27 protein-coding genes and 1 pseudogene are annotated in these 21,497 nt (G+C 62.9%); 17 read left to right on the top strand and 11 right to left on the bottom strand.

What is annotated here, in order from left to right; translation table 11 throughout:
- Positions 1-81: 81 nt before the first annotated feature.
- From JHW44_RS07125 to JHW44_RS07100, 6 genes and pseudogenes are all read right to left on the bottom strand, one after another.
- On the bottom strand, positions 82-921 hold the full coding sequence (locus tag JHW44_RS07125; protein ID WP_245847476.1) for a hypothetical protein: 840 nt from the start codon (positions 919-921) through the stop codon (positions 82-84).
- Positions 911-1,264 carry a hypothetical protein gene (locus JHW44_RS07120; protein ID WP_089346073.1) on the bottom strand — a complete coding sequence of 118 codons (354 nt, stop codon included), beginning with the start codon at positions 1,262-1,264 and terminating at the stop codon, positions 911-913. Before JHW44_RS07120 ends, JHW44_RS07125 begins: the two co-directional genes overlap by 11 nt.
- Positions 1,261-1,548 (bottom strand): hypothetical protein, encoded by a 288-nt coding sequence (locus tag JHW44_RS07115; RefSeq protein WP_089346072.1) that lies wholly within the window; start codon positions 1,546-1,548, stop codon positions 1,261-1,263. Before JHW44_RS07115 ends, JHW44_RS07120 begins: the two co-directional genes overlap by 4 nt.
- 298 nt (positions 1,549-1,846) lie before the next feature.
- Complete coding sequence (locus tag JHW44_RS07110; RefSeq protein ID WP_089346071.1) at positions 1,847-2,401, bottom strand: hypothetical protein; 555 nt, start codon at positions 2,399-2,401, stop codon at positions 1,847-1,849.
- 20 nt (positions 2,402-2,421) lie between these two features.
- The gene (locus JHW44_RS07105) at positions 2,422-3,498 is read right to left on the bottom strand and encodes a DUF2793 domain-containing protein (protein ID WP_089346070.1); all 1,077 of its coding nucleotides are present in this window, start codon (positions 3,496-3,498) and stop codon (positions 2,422-2,424) included.
- Positions 3,499-3,508: 10 nt separating this feature from the next.
- Positions 3,509-3,817 (bottom strand): annotated as a pseudogene (locus tag JHW44_RS07100) (hypothetical protein); the annotation flags it as partial.
- Positions 3,818-4,273: 456 nt separating this feature from the next.
- Between JHW44_RS07100 and JHW44_RS07095 the strand changes: the two are divergent.
- The 4 genes from JHW44_RS07095 to JHW44_RS07080 all read left to right on the top strand — a co-directional run bounded on the left by JHW44_RS07095 (position 4,274) and on the right by JHW44_RS07080 (position 6,863).
- Complete coding sequence (locus JHW44_RS07095) at positions 4,274-5,353, top strand: permease (RefSeq protein ID WP_089346068.1); 1,080 nt, start codon at positions 4,274-4,276, stop codon at positions 5,351-5,353.
- Positions 5,337-6,119 (top strand): type 1 glutamine amidotransferase, encoded by a 783-nt coding sequence (locus tag JHW44_RS07090; RefSeq protein WP_143811511.1) that lies wholly within the window; start codon positions 5,337-5,339, stop codon positions 6,117-6,119. The genes JHW44_RS07095 and JHW44_RS07090 overlap by 17 nt, the downstream gene beginning before the upstream one ends.
- Positions 6,116-6,388, top strand: coding sequence for a hypothetical protein (locus JHW44_RS07085; protein ID WP_089346066.1), 273 nt, complete (start codon positions 6,116-6,118; stop codon positions 6,386-6,388). Before JHW44_RS07090 ends, JHW44_RS07085 begins: the two co-directional genes overlap by 4 nt.
- A 73-nt stretch (positions 6,389-6,461) precedes the next feature.
- Positions 6,462-6,863, top strand: coding sequence for an ArsR/SmtB family transcription factor (locus tag JHW44_RS07080; protein WP_089346065.1), 402 nt, complete (start codon positions 6,462-6,464; stop codon positions 6,861-6,863).
- 29 nt (positions 6,864-6,892) lie between these two features.
- Here JHW44_RS07080 and JHW44_RS07075 read toward each other — a convergent pair whose 3' ends face one another.
- From JHW44_RS07075 to JHW44_RS07060, 4 genes are all read right to left on the bottom strand, one after another.
- Positions 6,893-7,441, bottom strand: a complete 549-nt coding sequence (locus tag JHW44_RS07075; protein WP_089346064.1) for a hypothetical protein — start codon at positions 7,439-7,441, stop codon at positions 6,893-6,895.
- A gap of 24 nt (positions 7,442-7,465) precedes the next feature.
- Positions 7,466-8,275, bottom strand: a complete 810-nt coding sequence (locus JHW44_RS07070) for an SH3 domain-containing protein (RefSeq protein WP_143811510.1) — start codon at positions 8,273-8,275, stop codon at positions 7,466-7,468.
- A 96-nt stretch (positions 8,276-8,371) separates the two neighbouring features.
- Entirely contained in the window at positions 8,372-9,385 is a 1,014-nt protein-coding gene (locus tag JHW44_RS07065) for a helix-turn-helix transcriptional regulator (RefSeq protein ID WP_218822627.1), read from the bottom strand.
- 257 nt (positions 9,386-9,642) lie between these two features.
- Positions 9,643-9,855 carry a hypothetical protein gene (locus JHW44_RS07060; protein WP_245847474.1) on the bottom strand — a complete coding sequence of 71 codons (213 nt, stop codon included), beginning with the start codon at positions 9,853-9,855 and terminating at the stop codon, positions 9,643-9,645.
- A gap of 712 nt (positions 9,856-10,567) precedes the next feature.
- Here JHW44_RS07060 and trpS point away from each other — a divergent pair.
- Complete coding sequence (gene trpS, locus JHW44_RS07055) at positions 10,568-11,569, top strand: tryptophan--tRNA ligase (protein WP_089346062.1); 1,002 nt, start codon at positions 10,568-10,570, stop codon at positions 11,567-11,569.
- Between the two features lie 94 nt (positions 11,570-11,663).
- Here the strand turns inward: trpS and JHW44_RS07050 are convergent, their stop codons facing one another.
- Positions 11,664-12,668 (bottom strand): AraC family transcriptional regulator, encoded by a 1,005-nt coding sequence (locus JHW44_RS07050; protein WP_089346061.1) that lies wholly within the window; start codon positions 12,666-12,668, stop codon positions 11,664-11,666.
- A 156-nt stretch (positions 12,669-12,824) separates the two neighbouring features.
- Here JHW44_RS07050 and JHW44_RS07045 point away from each other — a divergent pair, with 156 nt between their 5' ends.
- From JHW44_RS07045 to JHW44_RS06990, 12 genes are all read left to right on the top strand, one after another.
- A complete protein-coding gene (locus JHW44_RS07045) occupies positions 12,825-13,850 on the top strand; it encodes an AraC family transcriptional regulator (protein ID WP_089346060.1) in 1,026 nt (341 codons plus the stop codon).
- Positions 13,851-13,982: 132 nt separating this feature from the next.
- Complete coding sequence (locus JHW44_RS07040; protein WP_272850259.1) at positions 13,983-14,495, top strand: outer membrane beta-barrel protein; 513 nt, start codon at positions 13,983-13,985, stop codon at positions 14,493-14,495.
- Positions 14,452-15,444: an IS30 family transposase gene (locus JHW44_RS07035; RefSeq protein WP_272850258.1), complete on the top strand. Its 993-nt coding sequence runs from the start codon at positions 14,452-14,454 to the stop codon at positions 15,442-15,444. Before JHW44_RS07040 ends, JHW44_RS07035 begins: the two co-directional genes overlap by 44 nt.
- A gap of 31 nt (positions 15,445-15,475) precedes the next feature.
- Complete coding sequence (locus JHW44_RS07030) at positions 15,476-15,676, top strand: outer membrane protein (protein ID WP_089346154.1); 201 nt, start codon at positions 15,476-15,478, stop codon at positions 15,674-15,676.
- Between the two features lie 69 nt (positions 15,677-15,745).
- Positions 15,746-16,108, top strand: coding sequence for a glycine zipper family protein (locus JHW44_RS07025; protein WP_089346153.1), 363 nt, complete (start codon positions 15,746-15,748; stop codon positions 16,106-16,108).
- A gap of 12 nt (positions 16,109-16,120) precedes the next feature.
- Positions 16,121-16,312 carry a hypothetical protein gene (locus JHW44_RS07020; RefSeq protein WP_089346152.1) on the top strand — a complete coding sequence of 64 codons (192 nt, stop codon included), beginning with the start codon at positions 16,121-16,123 and terminating at the stop codon, positions 16,310-16,312.
- A gap of 16 nt (positions 16,313-16,328) precedes the next feature.
- Positions 16,329-16,703 carry a hypothetical protein gene (locus tag JHW44_RS07015; RefSeq protein ID WP_089346151.1) on the top strand — a complete coding sequence of 125 codons (375 nt, stop codon included), beginning with the start codon at positions 16,329-16,331 and terminating at the stop codon, positions 16,701-16,703.
- 13 nt (positions 16,704-16,716) lie between these two features.
- Positions 16,717-17,559: an SDR family oxidoreductase gene (locus JHW44_RS07010; RefSeq protein ID WP_089346150.1), complete on the top strand. Its 843-nt coding sequence runs from the start codon at positions 16,717-16,719 to the stop codon at positions 17,557-17,559.
- A 30-nt stretch (positions 17,560-17,589) separates the two neighbouring features.
- Positions 17,590-18,276 carry a DUF4386 family protein gene (locus tag JHW44_RS07005; RefSeq protein ID WP_089346149.1) on the top strand — a complete coding sequence of 229 codons (687 nt, stop codon included), beginning with the start codon at positions 17,590-17,592 and terminating at the stop codon, positions 18,274-18,276.
- Positions 18,273-19,322 carry a serine hydrolase domain-containing protein gene (locus tag JHW44_RS07000; RefSeq protein WP_089346148.1) on the top strand — a complete coding sequence of 350 codons (1,050 nt, stop codon included), beginning with the start codon at positions 18,273-18,275 and terminating at the stop codon, positions 19,320-19,322. The genes JHW44_RS07005 and JHW44_RS07000 overlap by 4 nt, the downstream gene beginning before the upstream one ends.
- Entirely contained in the window at positions 19,319-20,311 is a 993-nt protein-coding gene (locus JHW44_RS06995; protein WP_089346147.1) for an alpha/beta fold hydrolase, read from the top strand. Before JHW44_RS07000 ends, JHW44_RS06995 begins: the two co-directional genes overlap by 4 nt.
- A gap of 124 nt (positions 20,312-20,435) precedes the next feature.
- Complete coding sequence (locus JHW44_RS06990) at positions 20,436-21,452, top strand: serine hydrolase domain-containing protein (protein WP_089346146.1); 1,017 nt, start codon at positions 20,436-20,438, stop codon at positions 21,450-21,452.
- Positions 21,453-21,497: the final 45 nt, after the last annotated feature.

Here is a 21,497-nt window from a genome sequence, read left to right as displayed (position 1 = left end):
TTCTCTTTTATAGGTTGGCACTGAGGGCAGAATTGCTCTCTCATACGTATTTTTGAATGGGATTGGCGCCGTGGCTCTCGCCTAATTCTTAAGGACGCACAGCCCTTTCGATTTCTGGAAACTATTGTTGCATTCCCAGCGGTTTCCCGACCTGTCCAGATGGGCATTTTCGGGAACACTTAATAATTCGCATGTCTCGGCAGAGGCGGCGTATCCCCGATCACACTTCCACCCTGAGCCATAGCTTGCGTCGTCGAAGTATGCATTTGCGGGGATCACGACGGCTTCGCACAATCCGGCCCGTTCAAAGAAGCCGCGCTCACATGTCCAGGGCTGACCGTATCCTGACCCATTCAGATAGGCGTTGGCCGGAACCGCAATGGCAGTACACCGGTCGTCAGTTGCTTCAAACCCGCGTTCACACGTCCACATGGAGCCATATGAGGCATCTGCCAGGTATGCATTCGCTGGCAGCACGATCTCCTGGCACGTGTCATCGACCTTGTTGAAGCCACGCAAGCAACGCCAACGTTCGCCTGACGGGTCCAAAAACCCACCTTCGGGCACCTCTACTACAACACATGCAGCGTCATCGGTTCTGCGAAACCCATGCAGACACTCCCATCCGGCTCCGTAGGACCGATTCGTGTCGTATGCGTTTTGCGGCACAACAATAGCGACGCAGGTATCTTCGTTCAGGCGGAACCCGATGTTGCATTCCCATCCATCACCGTAACTTTTGGCACTGGCATTCTCAGGAATTGGCTGCGAAGCGGTTTGGGCAAATGCAGGCGTCAAAAGCAGTATGACCGCCAATATCGAACCCCAAAAAAGGGTCATGGTCGTTGGTGTTTGTGCAGGGGTGCAGGCAGCGATTGCATGTGGACCGCGAGGCTCTGCAAGATGCGGTTTATGATCCATCTAAAGCGAGCTCCGCAAGACATGCGTCTGCCAGATCCCGGCTCGGGGCATCAGCGCCCGGCAATGTGGCCCAGCCGGTATCCATCATCGCTTTGCGCTGCTGAAAACTGGAAGCTTCTCGAAGCGTTGCCAGTATTTCGACGCGTTCCGCATCCGCTTCTGAAAGGCCCAGACAGACCGGCACCATCGCCAAGGTGACTTGCTCTGCGGCAAAGTTGTCAGCCATCTCCTCCGCACCGCCTGCAGTTGTCCAGCCGCCCCAGCCGAAGCCAAGAATAGAGACAGCGACTGCGCCAACCAAAGCACCGTAAACACCGGATTTCGTCCATTCGGGAAATGTCATATTTGTTCCTCTGACGGAGAAAGCGCCGCCGCACCATTTTTCATTGCGTTCGTGTTTGCATTGGCGTGATCCTGCGCCAGGGTAAACTCCAGGTCTCGGTGTTCCACTGCGCGCAGCTCACACTTTCCAGCATGCCAATTGATCAATAGAAACGTTGCTGTCCGTCGGCATGCCGCAAAGCCGCGGCTCGACATGATGTCTTCGTCGGCCAATACTTCGTAGTCGCCCGCGACCAAAAACGGATGAAGAAATGCCACAACTGAAGTGGTCGTGCGCGATGACATCGGCAACCTTCCCAGACTTCAAACCCCTGCTAAAGGACGTGACAGCTGAATTTTCATGATGGAGGGTTGTGGACCGCTCTGGCAGGCTGATGCGCCTTTGCCGCAGAGAACCGCAACTTTTGTATCTTTCACATAGTCTCTTAGCTACGGAAATGCAACGTCGGTGGCTCTGGCTCCGTTTCTCAGACGACCCATACCCCAAAAAGAGGCATAGGTCGGCCAACCTCTTCCGCGTGCACCGCGGCTGGTTCATGTCCGAGAAGGGGCGGGTCGCCGATGCCATCGCCGTCACCAGCGACTATGACAATGCGACGATCCGAGTGTTCCTACAGGTGGGCGAAGCAAAGTTTGTCGATAAATCATCCACACTAGCCACGATGAAGCGCAGCAACAGGTCAAGGACACGGTGGACCGTCTGATACGTCTGTTCATCGACAACGATGTCGCCATCGCTCGGCCGGCGGCCTGCGCAAGATTGACCGATCTCCTGGTTAACCGGGACGGTGTCACGGAACGCCTTGCCAATCCCGTCCGGCGTGCCGCGTTCTTCAACGCCTTGACCGCCGGCGAAGTATCGTTCCAGATCAGTGGCGAAGCCGTGGTTTGCCTGCATGACGATCATGGACCGGTCTGGCGGTGCAAGGCGGATCCGGATCAGCCATATCTTCGCTGCCATGGTCTGACCACCCCGGCTATCCGTCAGACACTGCAGCGCACGATGGCAGGAGAGGTTCCCCATCGCGAAGATCTCGCTGACATCTACTGGTATTGCGAAAGCAACACGCGCCCAGTTCGCCTCGAACTCGGCGTCCGGCATGCGCACGAAACCCTGATCGGATCGGGGTGGTGTCATTGGATACCTCCTTGCGCCGCTCAACCAATCTTGCAACCCCAGAACGACGTCTGATCCGCCGCGAAGTAGCCGTCCGAAACCCGGAAATACCCCTGCAGCTCGACGGTATCGCCCGCCGCCAGCTCCACCATGGTCTGCAGCCAGAGGGCCGTCTCTTCCGAGACATGCGCCCCGCTGATTTCGCCGAACGAACCGCGAATCTCGGTCGTTCCGTTCAGCACCAACCGCCCACTCATGCGTGCCGAGGTGCTGGAATTGACCTTGTAGAGCAGCGTCGCGCCGAAGAGGTAAGTGCCGTCCGAGGGCGCGACGAAGCAGTTGTTCGCGGCATCGAACGCCCCCTGGTCGTTGTAGTCGGTGTTGTTGATGCCGATCTTCGTCCAGGTCCCGACGCCGACATAGTTGTCGTAGTTGGTCCAGGCCTTGAACCGCGGCAGCCGGGGCTGGTCGACGATACCACAGGCGTTGTCGACGGTGAGGGCGTCGAAGAAGGTGCTGCCGTCGTCCGAGACGGCAAGGCGGAAGCGGTCAGAGCCGAAGAGCCCCAACAGCGCCTTGGTTACGAAGCCGGTCTGCAGTGTCAGGCCGAGATCGTCTCCCGAAGCCTCCTTGTTCATCGCGTAGAACAAGTCGCCGGTGCCACCCTCGGCCACGGTCTTCGCCGTCCAGAGCGCGGCGTTCAGCCTGGCCGAGAACGGGTTCGAGGCGTCTGCCGTCGTGCCGAGCCCCAGCAGCGCAAGGTTCTGTAGCACCGCGGGCGCGGTACCAACCCAGCCTGCGCCGTCATAGGCTAGCAGTAATCCCTCGTCCTCGACCCATGCCCGCCAGCCGGTCCGTGGCGGCAGGCGCAGCCATGCGCCATCGGTCCAGAGCGCGAGGTTCAGATCCCAGCCCGCCCAGTCGCCCGTAGCGCCAGAGCCGACGATGTATCGGTCGCCATCGGCGGGGCTCGCCGGTGGTGCTGTCAGGTTCCGGTCGAGGACGGAGAGTTGCACCAGCCCGTCGAGGATCCGCAGCGCCTCGTTGTGGGTGACATGCTTCTGGGCCTGCGCCGCCAGGATGTAGGGCAGCAGGAGATGGGTCGTGCTATCGGGCATCGGGTCGCCTTCAGAGTATCAGCGTGACGGATTTCGGCGCGCCCCGCCCCACGAGGGCGGAGAGCTGGTAGATTCGGATGTCGAGGCTGTCCAGCGGCGCGCCCCAATCGGCGGTCTGCTGGGCGGTGGTGTAGACCACGCTGGTGGTGGCGGTGCTCAGCACCCGCTTCACGGCAGCGCCGTCGAGGATCTCGACCTCGTGGGCTTCGAGCTCTTCCACCAGCGGCACCTCGATCCCGGTCCAGCTGTCGGCCGCGAGCGCGCGGGACCGGCGCGTCCAGCGGATGGTCAGATCGCCGGGCGTGCGCGGCCTGCGCCATGAGCCCAAAGGCAAGTCTGATGATGAGTGCAACAGTTCGATTTCTGTTCCATCTCAAGAACGCCACCCTCATCCAAGTGCTCAGCTGCGCCCTCAAAAAACCTCAACATTTTCTGTCGATTACAAGCTATTCACCAAATCGGCGCAGTCATGAGGTCCGGAGAATGTCGGCCCTGAGAGACCGCCTTCGGCTCATCTGGCGCAAGGGGCGGTGTTCAACGCCGCGCCAGCATCCATGGGTTCGACCTCCAGAATAGACCGCTTGTGCCGCAGGTTGCAGTTCTCGGACAGCATTGTGCCGTTGCCCAAATGCACCGGCAGCACCAATAGCCAAGAGACCCCCACCGCATCGGCACGCAACCCGAGGCATGTGACAGAGTTCGTGGGACTCGTCTTGATTATATGCACGTTCGCGCTAATATGCGAATAATAGAATCGCAACAACATGGTCGCAAGATGCAAGAAAATCCCTGGAAGATCGCATTTGACGAGTTCCTCCATGTCGGAGGCGCGCTCGTCCTCATCATCGCCGTCGTGTCGGTGCTTACCGGCATCGTACGCGAATATATCCCGCAGGAGAAACTTCAGAAAAAACTGGCCAAACATGAAAAGCGCGGGCCCTTGATGGGCGCGCTGCTGGGCACGCTCACGCCCTTTTGCAGCGCCTCGATGGTGCCGGTGGTCATGGGCATGGCCGAGGTGGGGGCCTCGATGGGCACGATCTTCGGATTCTTGATCTCGGCGCCCTTGTGCAATTTCGTGGTGGTGGGGCTGATCCTCGCGACCTTCGGGGCGCAGGTCACGCTCGTCTATGTCGTCATCACGCTGGGCGGGGCGGTGCTTGCGGGCTATCTGATCGGCCTGACGCCGCTGAAAAATGCCGTTCGGCGCAACCTGACCGCGCCCGCAACCAGCTGTAATGCTGCCCCGGCCTCGGCTTGCAGCCCTGCTCCTGCCGCTGCCTCGGCTTGCAGTCCGGCCCCTGCCCCCACATGCGGCGGCGCGACACCCGCCCTCGCCACGGCAAGCTGCACCGCCATGCCGGCAACGGGCTGCGACGATACCGCAATGCCGATCATCATGTCCGACGGCACGGCCATCACCACCCATGCCACGCTGCCCCACGCCCAACGCATCCGCGCCGCGATGCCCTTTGCAATCGCGCTGTTCAAACGGATCATCCCTTACGTCTTGATCGGCGCCGTGATCAGCGCCCTGTCGGCTGCTTTCCTGCCCGCCGACATCGTTGAAAAATATGTCGGCAGCGACAGCTGGTATGCGATCCCGATTGCCGCCGCTATCGGCGTGCCGCTCTACCTGCGCATCGAGATGGCCCTGCCCCTGCTGCAAGTGCTGATCGCCAAGGGCATGGGAATGGGGGCGGCCATGGCGCTGCTGATCGGTGGCACGGGTGCCAGCCTGCCCGAAATCGCGATCATCTCGTCGATCCTCAAGCCCAAGGCCGTGGTGGCCTTTGTCGTCACCGTGCTGACGCTGGCCATGATCGGAGGGGCGTTCTTTGTGGTCGTCGCCTGACATGGGCGCTCAAGGGATATCACCGCAGGAGCACCACCGCGCCCACATCGGCCTGTTGCTCTGCGGTGATACGCCCGAGGCCCTGCAAGCCGAGTTCGGCACCTATGCCGAATGCCTCGTGCGGATGTTCCGGCTCGGGCAGGCGCGTATCAAGGTCTGGAACGTCCACAAGGGCGAGCTTCCCCGCGATACCCACGAGGCCGATGCCTATCTTGTCGGGGGAAGCCCGGCCAGCGTTCTGGACCGGCACGATTGGATCATGCGGCTTGGTGCCTTCCTCCGGCGTGCCCATGCCGCGAAACGGCGGCTTGCCGGGATCTGTTTCGGCCACCAGATCATCCACCATGCCCTTGGCGGCCGGGTCGAACGCGCGACACAGGGCTGGGGCCTTGGCGTCTATTCCGTGGGTTTGAGCCGCAAAATGCCCGGCCTGCCGGTCAGGCAGAACCTGTCGCTGCCGGCCATGCATCAGGATCAGGTGGTGTGCCCTGCCCCCGGCCTTGACCGCTATGCCGGTTCCGATTTCTGCCCGAACTACCTCACCGGGCAAGAGGGCCGGGTGCTGACGCTCCAGGGGCATCCTGAATTTACCATTCCGTTCCTCGATGCCTTTCTGTCGGCCATTTCCCATCGCTTTGACCCCCACCTTCTGCAGAGCGCCCGCGCCAGCCTGCACCAGCCCGCAGACAGCACCGGCATGCGCCGCGTCATGCGCGATTTCCTCTTTGCCGCTCCGCAAACCACAAGGGAGCCCACCGGACCATGAAACCCGCCCGTTTGCTGAACCTGTGCCCCTACACCCATCTGTGGCGGGCCGCGAAACACGCGGTGACGACGCGCAGCCTGCCACGATCCGCCCGCCCCGGCGCAAGTATCGCGCTGCTCGGGCTGTTCTGCCCCTTTTTCTGGATCGCGCTGCTCAGCGGAGCGGGCAAGGGCGAACTCCTCTTCCACGCCACCCATTCCGGCATCGTGATCCTGATCGGAATCGTGATGATGCTGGCCTCCATGACGAAAGACGGCGCCAGCCGCTAAACCCCATCGCCGCGTTGCCGTCCGCCCCGGGTCTGGATAGTCTCGCGCCACGGATTGCCGGGAGAAGAACGGGATGGATGACCGCTATGTCGAAGTGCTGAAGGCCATAGCCGAGCCGCACCGCCTTCGGCTGTTCTGGCTGCTGTTGCAGGTCAACGAACGCATCTGCGTGGCCGAGGCAATGGATGTGCTGGGCGAGACCCATTACAACGTCTCCCGCAACCTGAAGATCCTGCTCAGGGCCGATCTGGTCCGGGCCGAGAAGGATGGCAAATGGGTGTTCTACACCCTCAACCCCAAGGACGACCCGTTTCACCGCAGCATTTTCGACGCCGTGCGCGCAATCCAGCCAAGCGAATTCGAGGACGAGATCAAGCGCTGCCACCTGCGCCTGAGCCTGCGCAAGGACGGCCGCTGCGTCGTAGGCCCCGACAGCCCCGAATGGGAACGGATCTGCCGCGCCGAGGCGGGGTGAATCGCGGCTGCGTCTCTCCCCCATCCGGTTCAGCCCGAGTCGCGCAGGGCAGTGTCGAATCTTCCCTCGACGGGCAAGCAATCGTTTTCATCTGCTTCCGAAAAGTAATCGTCCTTGCGGCAGACAAGCGCGGTGAAGCTGCCCGTTGCCCTGGCCGCGCCATCTTCGAAGGAGAGCGTGTCTAAAACGATCTGCGCAGGAGGCGCACTTTGCTCGCTGTGATAGAAGGGCGCGCTCATCCCTTCGGGGAAATACGCAACCGTCGCATCAGAAACGGTTGCCGAGGCGTCATTGCCCATCACCATGAGATCGAGGGTCAGAACGTTGCGCATGATGCTTTCCGCATTCGGATCATGCCCCTGAATGCTGACGGATCTCATCGGCCCGAACGTCCGAAACTCGGCGGTCGCCGTGCCGTCGGACGGCACGTCCAGCGTCTCGCCTTCATAGGTAGTCGCGCCGATGCTGGCGACGATCGTGCCGACGGCGACTTTCTCGGTCTGCGCCATAACGGGTTGAGACAAGCAAAGTGTAAGTCCGACAATACCGGCAACATGCCATCGAACATGCGATTTCATGGTGAACTCCTTTCGGGGGGATTGTTACGGGAACGACCAGCCGTCATGCTCGATGCGGAAGATGCGCAGCGGCGCATTCGGGCGCGTGGTATCACCGCGAAGGCGGAAGACGACCGTATGTGCCTGCCCGAAATTCACGACATCGACGGTGATCGTGATCATTCCACGAAACATCGGTTGATCGGGGTCAGGTTTGGGCGCAGAAACCGTGCCTTCGAAATTCTGCGCGCCGGTCAGCAGGTCGGCTCCGGGCGGGCGAGTTTCCAAGGCCGCGACGAAATCGCTGGAGAAAAACGCATCGCGCGCGTCCGGGGCCAGGGGGCTTCGGCCCAGAGCGGGATCATCATGGCGATAAAGCGCAGCAACAAGATCACGAGCATGGTCGATCAGGGCGTCGCTCGTCCATGCCTGCGGTCCAGCCGTCGGCGCGGGCGGCACAGGAGAGGCCGCAGCGTCCCCATCGCCCCCGAAATCGGCCGTCAGATAGCGTTGCGCGACCCAGCCCGCCCTTGTCATGTCTGCCGAACGCATCAGGCACCAACGCGCAGGCAGGGCCGCGATTTCCGCCTCGCTCATCGCCATGTAATGCGCGGGCGAATAGAACGGGACGCAGGTGATTTCCTCCAATCCGCGTTCGTCATGGGCAAAGGTCTCGATCACCGGATAGCTGGTTCCCGGCCCCATACGGGCATTCAAAACGTCATTGGCGGCAACCCCCGTCACGCGCCACGCATCGGGGCCGTGACCGTCGATCTCGGCATGTGCCACCGATACGAATAGCGGCAGGACAAGGGCCGCAAGCACCTGCACCCGCCCCCGCAAATCACTACCCAACATACATCCTCCGATCATCTCCGCTCTTGTCCTGCGGACGACCCGGAATATCCCCAAGGGTGTGTACCCTTGAAATAGGGCAGATGCTCTATTGCCTCACCTTGCGGCGAGAACCGATGCAAGTTCGGCCTTGTTGGAAATTCCCAGTTTCTCGTAGATCCGCGCGACCTGATTTCGCACCGTGGATGGCGATTTCTCCAAGGCGCGGGCGACCTGCTTGTAGGTCTGGCCCGAGGCGAACAATTCGGCCACTTCGCGTTCGCGCGCTGACAGGGCAGACAGGGCCAGATGCTGGCTCGTCATATGGACCAGATAGTTGCTGCCGAAGGGCCTCATCCGCATTTCCAGCGTTTTGCCACGCCACCGCCGCCCCGCCCTGAGCGCGTCCATGACCCGCCCGGGCAATTGCGCAAGCCGCCCGTCCCATTCGCCTTCGGCAAGGTCACGAAACGCACCTTGGGCCGACAAGACCCAACCGGCGCGGTCCACCAGGATAACCTCATCCTGCTCCATGATCGCGCGGCCCGCCCATAGCTCGCGATTCATCCGCAGGGCTTGCGACAGATGCGGCATGATGGCCTGTTTGAAGGAGCGTTCTTCGTTTGAAAACGGCTTTGGCCTTTGCTCGGCGCACAGCCCCACGAAGCTGACATAGCCATCCGTTTCCTCGCCAACGATCGTCGCCATCATGTGCGAAGCATTGAAGCGCTGCCAATGCTCGTTGAAGGCCAGGCTGTCGCGATAGCCCGGCACATCGTCAAATCGGGCCGTCTCCCCCAGACGGTCAAGCGTCAGGTCGCAAAAGGCATCCTGCTGGGCAACGACCTCCCAATCGCCGAGTATTGCCTCGCTTTGATTGAGAACGGACAAGTCCGTCACCAGCCGCCCATCCGCCCAACCGCCGCCCCAGACGCCAAAGTCAAAGGGGATGCGCCGTTGCAGATTGGCAAGCACACGCAGGCGAAATTCATCCGGGCAGCATTCTGAGGCGTCATGGTAAAGTTCCAGTAGAAAATCGCTGTTCTCCACGGCGCCTTTAGTCTCCGTCATCGTGATCAGGGTCAGGGTCAGGGTCAGGGTCAGGGTCAGGAACGGGACCGTCGGTGTCAAGGGCGGCTGCGCGAAACTGCTGACCGGCCAAAACGGTGCTGCCTGCGCCTCCGCAAACCATGCCGCTTAACTAGGTCGCGTCACCCAAATTCCAACATAGCTCGCCCTCAAGTTGGCGCGGACGCCAATCGCCAATGGCTTCGCCCGCGAACTCCTGCACCACACGGCAGGAGGCTACCAGCACAAGCCGATTAGTGAATTCTGCCCCGGGGCTTCTGGACACGATCACAAGTACTCACCAAAAGTGGAATTTCCCGTCACCCCACCTTCGCCCCCCAGAACGACGTCTGATCCGCCGCGAAATACCCGTCCGCGGCGCGGAAATACCTCTGCAGCTCGACGGTATCGCCAGCCGCCAATGCCAACATGGTCTGCAACCAAAGCGCCGTCGCCTCCGAGACATGCGCACCGCTGATCTCGCCCCGCGAGCCCCGGATCTCGGTCGTGCCGTTCAGCACCAACGCCCGCATCTTTTGCGGTCTCGACGAGGGACTCGAGCTTTTCGACTGCACCGGGGAAAGCGAGGTCGGGAAAGTAGGTGACGTAGGATGCCCGGACACCGCGAAGTGCTGGGGCCCAAGTCTCCGGCGATTCCCAGTCAAAGGGAATGGCGGACCTGCGCGAGCCACGGCGGACAGGCAGTTTCTTCGCTTCCAGCTTGGCGGCAACGCGGGCCCCGGTCTTGCCGGTGGCGCCGATGACGAGGATGGGGTGGTCTTGCATGGGTCTCTCCCTTGGTTCGAGTTGACGACCAAGGGATAGGCGACCGTTGCGGCCTCGGTATTGACCGGGATCGCCAGCGTTTTGACCGGCGATGCCAGTTGCCGCCCGCGGCCCGCGTGTGTGTCGCGTCATCCGGTCCGTGACCTCGCAGGTCAACGAAGCGCATGCGTCGGAGTTCTGCTCCTCGCCGTGAGAGAAGCCTGGCGAGGCCGAACCGAGGTTTCCATGCCGGCTTGACGCATGGCCGGAAGGAGCCGTTTCTATCATTTGATTGACGGGTGACTTCGCCGAGGATAAGCAGCGTTTCATGGAAAACACGATCATTATCGCAATGACTTGGTGGCTGGCCTCCTGACAGGGTGGCCGGATGACCAAACGCATTCCGAGGCCGCCGCATGGGCGGCCTTTTGTTTTCCGAGCTTCCCGATGCGCCGCCTCTCGTTATTGGGGAAGACGTAAATGAACAAACCAACCATTCTAACCGGCGACCGCACAACAGGGCCGCTTCACATTGGGCACTATGCAGGCTCGCTTGCAAACCGGCTGCGCTATCAGGACAGTCATGAACAATTTCTGTTGCTGGCGGATACTCAGGCCCTAACCGACAACGCCCATGATCCGGAGAAGGTGCGGCGTAGCGTGATCGAGGTCGCGCTGGATTATCTGGCCGTGGGCATCGATCCCGCGCGCACGACCATCTGTCTGCAATCGCACCTGTCGACGCTGGCGGAGCTGTCGATGCTCTACCTGAACTTTGTCACGGTCGCGCGGCTCGAACGGAACCCGACGATCAAGGACGAAATCCGCGCACGTGGCTTCGGGCGCGACATTCCCGCCGGATTTCTGTGTTATCCGGCGGCACAGGCGGCGGACATCACGGCCTTCAAGGCGACGGTCGTGCCTGTCGGCGAGGATCAGGCCCCGCTGATTGAACAAACAAACGAGATCGTGCGGCGCATCAACGCAACCGCAGGCAGCACCGTGCTGCCCGAGGCTCGGGCAATCATCCCCAGCGCGGGCCGATTGCCCGGAATCGACGGCAAGGCCAAGATGTCCAAATCCGGTGGTAACGCCATTGCGCTGTCCGCGTCGCCTGAGGAGATCCGAAGCGCTGTCAGGGCGATGTTCACTGATCCAAATCACCTGCGTGTCGAAGATCCGGGCTGCATCGAGGGCAATGTCGTCTTCACCTATCTCGACGCCTTCGATCAGGACCAGGACGGGCTTGCCAAGCTAAAGGCCCAGTATCAAAGAGGCGGAATTGGCGATGGCAAGATCAAGGCACGTCTGGAAGCCATCCTTCAGGAGCTCATTGCCCCAATTCGCGAACGTAGGGCACAGTTCTCCGCGGACCGCGGATACATAATTGACGTGATCAAAGAAGGCACGGAACGGGCGCGAGAGCGCACCGAGGCGACAAAGCGCGATGTGGTGAGTGCCTTGGGTCTGTTTCAATTGTAGGTGAACAGAGGCGGACGAACCGGATAGAACTCCGTGTCGTCCGCACAGCCGACACTGGCCCAACCTTCAGTGAAGGGGCGCCTGCCGTGGTGCTTCAAAGCCGGCCGCGCCCCTTGCGGTAGCTTGCCGGCGTCATGCCGACCCAACGTTTGAACGCGCGAGTGAAAGAGCTCTGCTCGGCAAACCCGGTCAGAAAGGCGATCTCCGCCAAGGAATGACCTTCGTCGCACAGGAGCCCCTCCGCCAATTCGCGCCGGGTTTCCTCCGTCAGGGTCTGGAAGCTCATCCCGTGTTCGGAGAGCCTCCGGTGAAACGACCGCGCGCTGAGCCCGAGACCTCGCGCTATGTCGGCCATCTTCGGCGCGCCCTCGCTGAGCGCCTGTGCGATGGCGTCCTTCGTATCGGTGACCAGCGGCGCCTCGTCGGCTATTTCCGACAGTTCCTTGTCGAGATGCGAGACGAGGAAGCTGGAGATTCCCACATCCCCGAGGATGTTCGGCTGCGCCAGCGTCTCCCGCGAAAAGAGGATCGCGTCGAGATCCGACCCAAATCGAACGGGGCAGCCAAACCAATCCTCGTGCGCCTTGATCGATGCGGGCGCGGGATGCCGGATCAGGACTTCCAGCGGGGCGACGGGCACCGGGCTGACCTGCCGGGCGATCGAGATGGCACTCGCCAACGTCGCCTCGTTCGACAGACGCATTCCAAGACGCCGTTCGCCGGGACGGTGCAGGATAAAAATCGTGCCGCGCGGATCGGGCCGCAATTCGTACTCCACCACGCTGGTCCAGAGACGGGCATACCGTTCCACGCGCGCATAGGAGGCGCCGAGCGTGGTCGCCGCCTTGAACGCCAGCCCCAGCGCTCCGTATTCATCAAGCCGCATGGTCGCACCGACGCGCACCGGCAGATCAGTGGCGTCGATCTGCCGGGCAATGCGTTCAAGCATGTCGTAATAGGCCGCGGCCGGGATCATCGCTTTGGGGGCCCAGGGACCGTCGGGGTCGATCCCGACCACCGCCAGGAGCGTGGACGCATCGATGCCGTCACCCGCCGCAGCAACCATCTTCCGCGCAAAAAGTGACGTGACATACCCCATGTCGGACAGCTTACACCGAAGAAAGAGAGGCAAGTAACTCCGAAGAGCGTTGGTGGCGTGCGAAAAGCAGCCGTCGCTTGTCCGAGATATCTTTGTGATTTCCGCCGAAGTTCCATAGGTTTGGAAATATGGAGAGGTTCTTGCAGGGTGTTCGGGATGGCCCAACCGACGATGGCGGCCGGGTTTGCCGCGGCGTTTCTTGACTATGCCGAAAGCCGTGGCGCGCCTCGTGCGGAACTGCTGGCTGCGTCGGGACTGGCGGCGGGAGACCTCGCGAATCAGGACGCGCGCGTGCCGGTGGCGGCCTACCAGGCGTTGATCGTGGCGGGAATCGAGGCCACGGGCGATACGGCGCTGTTACTGAGACACACCTTCGACTCGAGGTTGGAGACGATTTCAGTTGTCGGGCAGATCGTGCATTCCTCGCAGTCCCTCGCCCATTCGATCGCGCAACTGAATCGCTATCTGCGCCTGATGGCAGAGGTCGACACGGTCGGTGGGCGCGACCGCTTCGAACTACTGCAAAAGGGTGGTGCGGTCTGGATCGTGGATCACATCGCTGTTGCTGGGCCTGACTACATTGGGCTCGAGGCCTCCTTCGCGCGCTTCATCAGTGAATTCCGCCGGTCCTTTCCGGATGTACCCTTCGCGCTGGAGATGGAGGTTACCTATCCACCCCCGCCGCACGCGGCCGAGTATCCGACCCTGTTTCGCATTCCGGTTCGCTTCGATGCGGCGCGCAACGCTCTCAGGATCGATCCTGTTTGGCTGACCGCCGAGTCTGACTTCGAGCCGGGTCATGCCTACAGCTTCGGCATCTTCACCCGTCACGCCGATGCCCTGCTCGACACGCTCGGGCGTTCCGACCGGCTTCGCGACAGGATCGAGGCGGCGATCCTGCCCGATCTGCACGAGGGGTCGCTGTCGATGGACAAGCTTGCGCGTGCTCTCGGCATGAGCCGCCAGACGCTCTATCGCCGTCTGAAGGCCGAGGGCGAGACCTTCGCCGAGATCCATGACGACTTGCGCCGACGCATGGCGTTGGACTACCTGACCGCGCGCAAGGTGTCGGTCAACGAGGCGGCCTACTTGCTCGGCTTTTCGGAAGCGTCCTCTTTCGTGCGGGCCTTTAATCGCTGGACCGGACAAAGCCCGACAGCCTATCTCGACCGGATGTCCTGACGCGGGACGGTCCCACGATGATACGCAGGGTCAACTCCTTGATCCCTGCCGTCATGGGGCGCGATGCCCGAACCCTCTATTGGTGCGGCTCGGACGATGACGTCCGGCAACTTCATAGAAAAGGGACACATCATGAAATACATGCCAGCCATCGCCGCGGCAACGCTCGTGGCTATCACGGCCGCTGCGGCCGCCCATGCCGATGACGGCTTCTACATCGGCGGTCTGGTCGGGGGCGTCAGCAACCACGATGAAGACTTCGATGCCGGCGTCGATCTGAGCGTTTTTGCAGGTTACAATTTCGGTCGGATCGGTGGTGCGGGGTCACTGCGCACCGAACTTCAGTTCTCGGGTCGGGAGTCTGAACCGCACGGGCCAGGCGCGGACAACGGCACCTATTCGGAAGATGCAACGTTTCTGAACGCGTACCATGATTTCGACATGCAAGAAAACGCCGTCTGGATCCCGTATATCGGTGTCGGGGTCGGACGCGGCCGGATCGAATACAATGATTATCGGACTGGCGCGACGGCTATGGGGCACATTCTAGATTGGGTTGCGACAGTTCCCCTATCTTGCTGGAAAGCAAGGAGAATGGAAGATGGCCCACATAGAGCTGGATTTGCGAGAACGGCGCACAATTGAGGATATGCTGAACGCAAAGACGCCCGTGAGCAAGATCGCGGCTTCGCTCGGCAGGCATCGCTCTACTGTCTACCGGGAAATCAAGCGCAACCGCTTTGAAGACAATGAACTGCCATATCTGAACGGCTACTACGGTGTGAACGCGCAGCGAGCCGCGGCCGCCAGACGCATGCGCCGGCGCAAGCTCGTGCGATTGAAAGAACTGCGCAAAGCAGTGATCACCCAATTGAAGGAAGGCTGGTCACCAGAGCAGATTGCCGGCCGTCTTTGGTTTGAAGGCCAACCGGTGCGCGTGAGCCACGAGACCATTTACGCTTACGTCTATGGCCCCGATGGCCAATCCGAAGAACTGGCGCGCCACCTGCCGAGCCGGCGCAAGAAACGGCAGCCGCGCTATGCGCGCAGGCCGCGCGGCCTTGTTTTCCCGCCGGAGCGCTCCATTCATCAGCGCCCGGAGCACGTGAAGTCCCGCGAGACATTTGGTGAATGGGAAGGCGATCTGATGATTTTCGAACGCGCTCAGGGCAATGCCAACGTGGCCACGCTTGTAGAGCGAAAGACGCGGTTTGCCGTCTTGTTCAGAAACCAGGACCGGAGCACCACACACCTGATGAACCGGCTGATGGACGTCATGGAACCCCTGCCCCAGCCGGCGCGGAGCTCCATCACTTTCGACAGAGGGATCGAGTTCCGGAACTGGCGCAAGCTCAAGCCTGGGATCGGAACGGAAGCGTGGTTCTGCGATCCCCAAGCGCCCTGGCAGAAAGGATCCGTCGAGAACCTCAACAAGCGGACCCGCCGCTATCTGCCACGGGATACGCCTGTGGCCGCGCTCTCAAATCGCTCAATGAAGGCGATTTGCGACCGCTTGAACGGCACACCCAGAAAATGCCTCGGATGGCGCACACCGGCTGAAGCCTTCAGGGACGAACTCATGAAGCTAGGATAGCAGGAAGCGTCGCAACGACCCTTGAGCCTCCATGGTCGACGGGTCCGATACGGTCTGGGGCGCGCAGGCCATCCTTGGTCTCGGGTATCAGCTGACCAACGACTTGCGCGTGTTTGCCGACTATCGATATCGCGCCTGGCAGGACACGAAGCTGACCGACGCAAGCGGCGCGCGGGTGTCCATCGATAATGCCTCGTCGAGCATCAATCTTGGCGCAGCCTACACGTTCTGAACCGCCGCCACAGTGCCCGGTCCCGTCCGGCCGGGGCCCGGGGCGCGGTCACCGCACTGGATCAGGTCCATGAAACACATCATTTCAATCATCGCCGTGGCGGGGGTTGTTGGCGCTTGCGCCGACAGCGGCGCGAACTACACACCCGTTCTGGACGGCACCCCGACGCCTGCCTTCCAAAGCGACCTTGCCGCGTGCCAGTCTCTGGCCCGCGACCAGCGGCAGTTCGATCAGGAAACTGCCGCTGCGGCCGTGATGGGCGCGGGTGCCGGGGCACTGCTTGGCGAATTCGACGATGACAGCGATGCTCTCGAAGGCGCCGTCGCCGGTGCGCTGGCGGGTGGCGTGTCCGGAGCCGTCAATGCGAGCGGACGGCGCGAGGCTATCGTTTGCGAATGCCTGCGTGGCCGCGGCCACCGCGTCGTCGGCTGAGGAGGATCCGCAATGCATGACATCCTGCATTATCGCCGCCACCGCTTCGATGCGCTGTTTACCCTGCTGACCGGCCATGACGCCCGGTCTCTGCCACAGAGCGCGCACCTGTGTCGCGACGTCGGCCTGCCGGAGCCCACCACCGCTCCAATCCGGCCTTCGCGCATCACGCTCATGGCATTGGCGCATCACGCAAGCCACTGATCCGGGAGGGAGCGACATGACACCCACAACCCTTGCCATTTTTTATGCCGCCCTCGCTGGTCTGCCGACTGCAATGCAGTTCGCGCTGGCCGCGGGGGCACCGCTGGGGCGTTTCACGGTGGGCGGGCGGTTCCCCGGTCGTCTACCAGGGCCTTGGCAGGCGCTGGCACTGGTGCAGGCATCGCTCCTCGTGGCGATGGCCTGCGCGATGTTGGATCGCGGCGGCGTGCTGCGCCTTGGCCTGCCTGACGTGGCTTTCTGGGTGGCGCTTGCGCTGACCGTGCTGACGACGATTGCCAATATCGCCACCCCTTCGTGTCCGGAGCGCCTGCTCTGGGGGCCCGTCACGCTTGCCATGAGCGCTGCCGCGTTCGGCCTCGCGCTGCTTTGAAAGGACGTTTCACATGAAGACCGTCTTCATCGCCGGGGCCACCGGCTATCTTGGGCGCCATCTCTGCGCCGAATACAGCCGACGCGGCTGGTATGTGACCGCATTGGTCCGCGACAGGGAGCGCGCGGACAATCTGGCCGCCGATACCCTGATCGCTGCCGAGGCCACGCGGCCAGAGGTCCTCTCCGGTGTCATGGACGGTGTTGATCTCGTCATCTCCGCGCTCGGGATCACCCGGCAGGCGGACGGGCTGACGTATCGCGACGTTGATTATCGGGCCAACCTGAACCTGCTGCACGAGGCCGAGCGCGCGGGCGTGGGCCGCTTCGCCTATGTCCATGTCCTGAACGCGGACGTCATGAACCACGTCCCGCTCGTCGCTGCCAAGGTCGCCTTCGTCGACGCGCTGCACGCATCCGCCCTGCCGTCGACGGTGATCGCGCCGTCTGGCTACTTCTCGGACATGGGCGAATTCATCTCCATGGCACGGTCGGGCCGCGTCTGGCTCTTCGCGCCCGGCACCGCCCGGATCAATCCGATCCACGGCGCGGACCTTGCCGCTGCGACGGCCGAGGCGACCGAAGCCGGGACCGACTGGCTCGATGTCGGCGGGCCCGAGACCTTCACGCATCTCGAGCTTGCCCGTCTGGCGGCCGCCTCGGTCGGGCGGCCCGCGCGCATCACGCTGCTGCCAGACTGGATACGACGCGCGGCTCTGAGGCTACTGCCGCGTATCGCGCCACGCCGCGTCCACGGCCCGGCACAGTTCTTCCTTACCGCGCTGTCGCGCGACATGGTCGGAACGCCGTTCGGAACTCACCGCCTGCAAGACCATTACGCGACCCTGTCTCCATAGGAGCAAACCATTCTCAAAGGAGCTTTCCCCATGACCCTCTCCCGCATCGGCGGCCTCGCCTCGCTGATCTGCGCCGCCACCTACCTGATCGGCTTCGCGCTTCTCGTCACGCTGCTGGCGCCGCTGGGCTTCGGCACCGGGCAGATCGACCCCGCCGCGGTCGTGGAATTCATCCATGTGAATTCGGGCCTGATGATCGCATGGAACACGACGATCTACGTGATAAACGCGCTCGCGCTCGCCGTGCTCGTAGTCGCCCTGTCAGAACGGTTGTCGCCTCTGCCGGGCTGGGCTGCTGTCACGCGCGCGTTCGGCCTGATCTGGGCGGCGCTGGTGCTGGGCGCCGGCATGATCGCCAACGTCGGCGTGGAGCGCGCGACGCAGATCTTCCCCGACGATCCCGAAGCGGCCGCCGATATCTGGACGACGCTTCACGCGGTCGAACTCGGCCTCGGCGGCGGCAACGAGATCGCCGGCGGCGTCTGGATCCTCTGCGTCAGCATCGCCGCCGCCCGGGCCGGCCTGCTGCCCCGCATCGCGAACGCGCTGGGCGTGCTGACCGGGCTGGGCGGGCTCGTGACGGTTTTCCCAGCCCTGGGTGATACGGCCGGCGCGGTCTTCGGGTTGGGCGCCATTGCCTGGTTCATCGCGGTGGGCGTGGCGCTCACGCTGCGCGACGGCGTCGCCCCCGCAGACCCAGGAGGACGCGTCGCATGACGGTCCTCGATGCAACCCTGCAGCGCCTGGTCGAGAGGGAACAGGCACGCGGCAAGGTGCATGGGCTGCTGCTTCATGTCCGGTCGGCGGACGGGCGGCTGAATTTCAAGGGCGCGGCCGGGGCAGCGGATCCCGACATCCGCTTTCCCATCGCCAGCATCTCGAAGATGTTCACCGCAGCCCTGATCGTGCAGTTGTGTGATGAGGGGGCGCTCGATCTTGACCAGAGGGTGCAGAGCGCCTTGCCCGGCGTCGACTTGGGCGGCCTGCACGTGGTGAAGGGCGTCGATCACGGCCCGCATCTGACGATCCGCCAGCTTCTGTTCCAGACCTCCGGCCTTGCTGACTACTATGAGGGCGGCGTGGGCCGCGACCTGATCCGGTCGAAGGACTACGCCTATGACCTTTCGGACGTCCTTGCCTGGGCCAGGGCAGGACGCCCGTTTGCCGCGCCCGACAGCGGCCGCGCGCATTACTCCGACACGAACTTCCAGCTCTTGGACACGGTCATCGAAGCCGCCTGCGGCATGTCTTACGGCGAGGCGGTGCAGCAGCGGATCTGCAAGACCCTGGGCCTGACACGGACGGCGCTCTACGACGCGGCACGCGACGGCGACGGAAGGACGCTGCCGGTCTGGCACAAGGACAAGCGCCTCGCCATTCCGGGCCTCCTGTCGAGCATGGGTCCGGACGGCGGCATCGTGTCGGACACCGGCGACCTGATGACCTTCCTGCGCGCCTTCACCGAGGGACGCCTGTTCCGCCCCGAGAACACAAGCGCGCTGCACCAGTGGCGAAAAATGCAGTTCCCGCTGCAGTACGGCGGGGGGCTTATGCGGTTCAGGCTGCCAGGCTGGATGACGCTCTGGTGGCGCTCGCCCGAGCTGATCGGGCATTCCGGAGCCAGTGGATCCTTTGCCTATCACGCACCGGAGCCGGACGTGTTCCTCGTCGGCACCTTCAACCAGACCGATGCGCCGAAGCGCCCCTTCAGCTTCATGCTGCAGGTGCTGAAAGCCATCGAGACGCATGGGGGCCGCGCATGATGTCGATTCTGAAATGGCTCTCAGGCGGAATTGCCGGTCTGATCGCCCTTGTCGTCATCCTCTTCATAGCGATGCGCGGTGACTACGCGGTGGCTGACTTGGTGACCGAAGACGGCACGCTGCCATCTCGAGAGATCGCCGATGTCAGACTTCACATGTGGATCGAGGAAGGTCCGCCCGATGCGCAGACCATCGTCGTCCTCCATGGCGGCGCGGGCGGCGACTTCCGCTCCCTGCTGGGTCTCTCGGGCCTGGCCGACACGCACCGCGTCGTCTTCTACGACCAGCGCGGCGCGGGCCTGTCCGAACGCGTACCGGCGGAGCTCCTGACGCTGGACGGCTATCTCGAGGAACTGGACGCCGTCATCGCGCTCACATACCCGGGCCGACCGGTCGTGCTGATCGGTCATTCCTGGGGGGCGATGCTCGCGTCGGCTTATCTCGGGGCGCATCCGGACCGGGTTGCGCGCGCCGTGCTCATCGAGCCGGGCGATCTGGAGGCGGATGGCAAGGTGGCATGGGATGCACGCGCGGCCGACTTCATGTCGGGCGTGGACTATGCGCTGAACGCCGTCCTGAATGGCTTTCGCGCGGCCCACGTGACCGGACCGGACGACCTGGCCAGCGACGACTTCCTGATCGGGCAGATGATAGGGGTCTTCGTAAGCCATCCCGAGAACCCCTATCACTGCGGCACGGGCTATACCGCGCCGACCTGGCGGTTCGGGTCCTTGGCGAGTGCGTTGTGGCGGGATGCCCTCGACACCGAACTGGATCGCATCGCGCAGGGAACCGAATATCCGGGCCCTGTCCTGTTCCTTGCCGGTGGCTGCAACGACTGGACGGGCGCCCCGCTTCAGAGGCGTCACGTGGCGCTGTTTGCCGACGCGAGGCTACAGGTCATCCCGGACGCCGGCCACGATGTCGTCTGGGACACTCCCGCCGCAGCGATTCCGGCGATCCGCGCCTTTCTGAGCGGGGACATCTGAGGTGGCTCGGTCATCCGACCTTGCCCGGGCCGCATGCCCAGGCATCCGTCCGACCCTGTCGAAGGACAATGAGGTGCGGCGCGTACAGACGGACCATGATGGAAGGCAGGATCGCCTCCGCGCGATGATGCAAACCTATGCGAGCGCCCACCACAGTGTCGTCGCCTTTGACCTGCACGGCGAGGCAACCGGGTTTCTTCACTCTGGCGTTCGACTGACCGACGTCCCGCCCGAAGACGTGATCTTCGAAATCGGCTCGATCACCAAGGTGTTCACCGGACTCCTGCTGTGCCTGTCGGTCGAGGAAGGCAAGGTCGACCCCCGCGCACCACTGGCTGAGATGTCAGGAGACCTGGCGGACGTGCCTCAGCATCTGACCCCCGAGCGCCTGATCTCGCATACGAGCGGATTGCCGAACATCTACATGCCCATCTGGCAGGCGGCGATCACGTCGATGCCCGAGGGGCCCTATGCCGATTTCTCACGCGCCGACCTGGTGCGGTGGCTGCAGAACTGGAAGGGCAAGCCGGCGCGTGCGCTCCGCCACGCCTACTCGAACCTCGGCGTCGGACTGTTGGGCGAGGCCATGGCCATTCAGGCCGGAAGGCCTTTCATCGACCTGCTCACCGAAAAGGTCATCGCCCCGCTCGGTTTGACGGACACGACCGACAGCCTTGGCAAAGAACAACAATGCCGCTTCGCGCAGCCCAGAAACACCAAGGGACGCGCCGTCGCACCCTGGACCTTCCAGGCCCTTGCGGCAGCGGGGTGTCTGCGCTCGTCGGCGCGCGATCTCGCGCAGTTTTCCAAGCGTCTGACGCAGGCTCTTGTCGCACCGGAGGCTGCGCTGGATCGCGCGATCTGCCGCTCCGCCGTTCCGATCATGGGGTTCGGCCGCGGCGGCGCGATGGAGACTTCGGCCCAATGCTCCGGCTGGATACGCACGAGACCTTCACCCGAAATCCTTCACGCCAGCGGCGGAACGGCGGGATCGACCTGTGCCCTCTACGTCTGTCCGGAACGCCGGGCGGCCTGCGCGATCCTGTCGAACAACGGGATCGCCGCGAGCCTGTGGGGGAGCATGAAGCTGAGCCGGTCCAATCAATCGAGACAGGCGGAACAGTTGTTCGGCATGGCTTGAACAACGGACCCCAGCGGGCGCAAAAACGGCACCTCTGTCCACTCG

This window comes from Paracoccus seriniphilus (assembly GCF_028553745.1).
GTDB classification, from domain to species: Bacteria; Pseudomonadota; Alphaproteobacteria; order Rhodobacterales; family Rhodobacteraceae; genus Paracoccus; species Paracoccus seriniphilus.
Note: the sequence above shows the minus strand (reverse complement) of the source record. Positions and strands in the feature narration are given on the sequence as shown.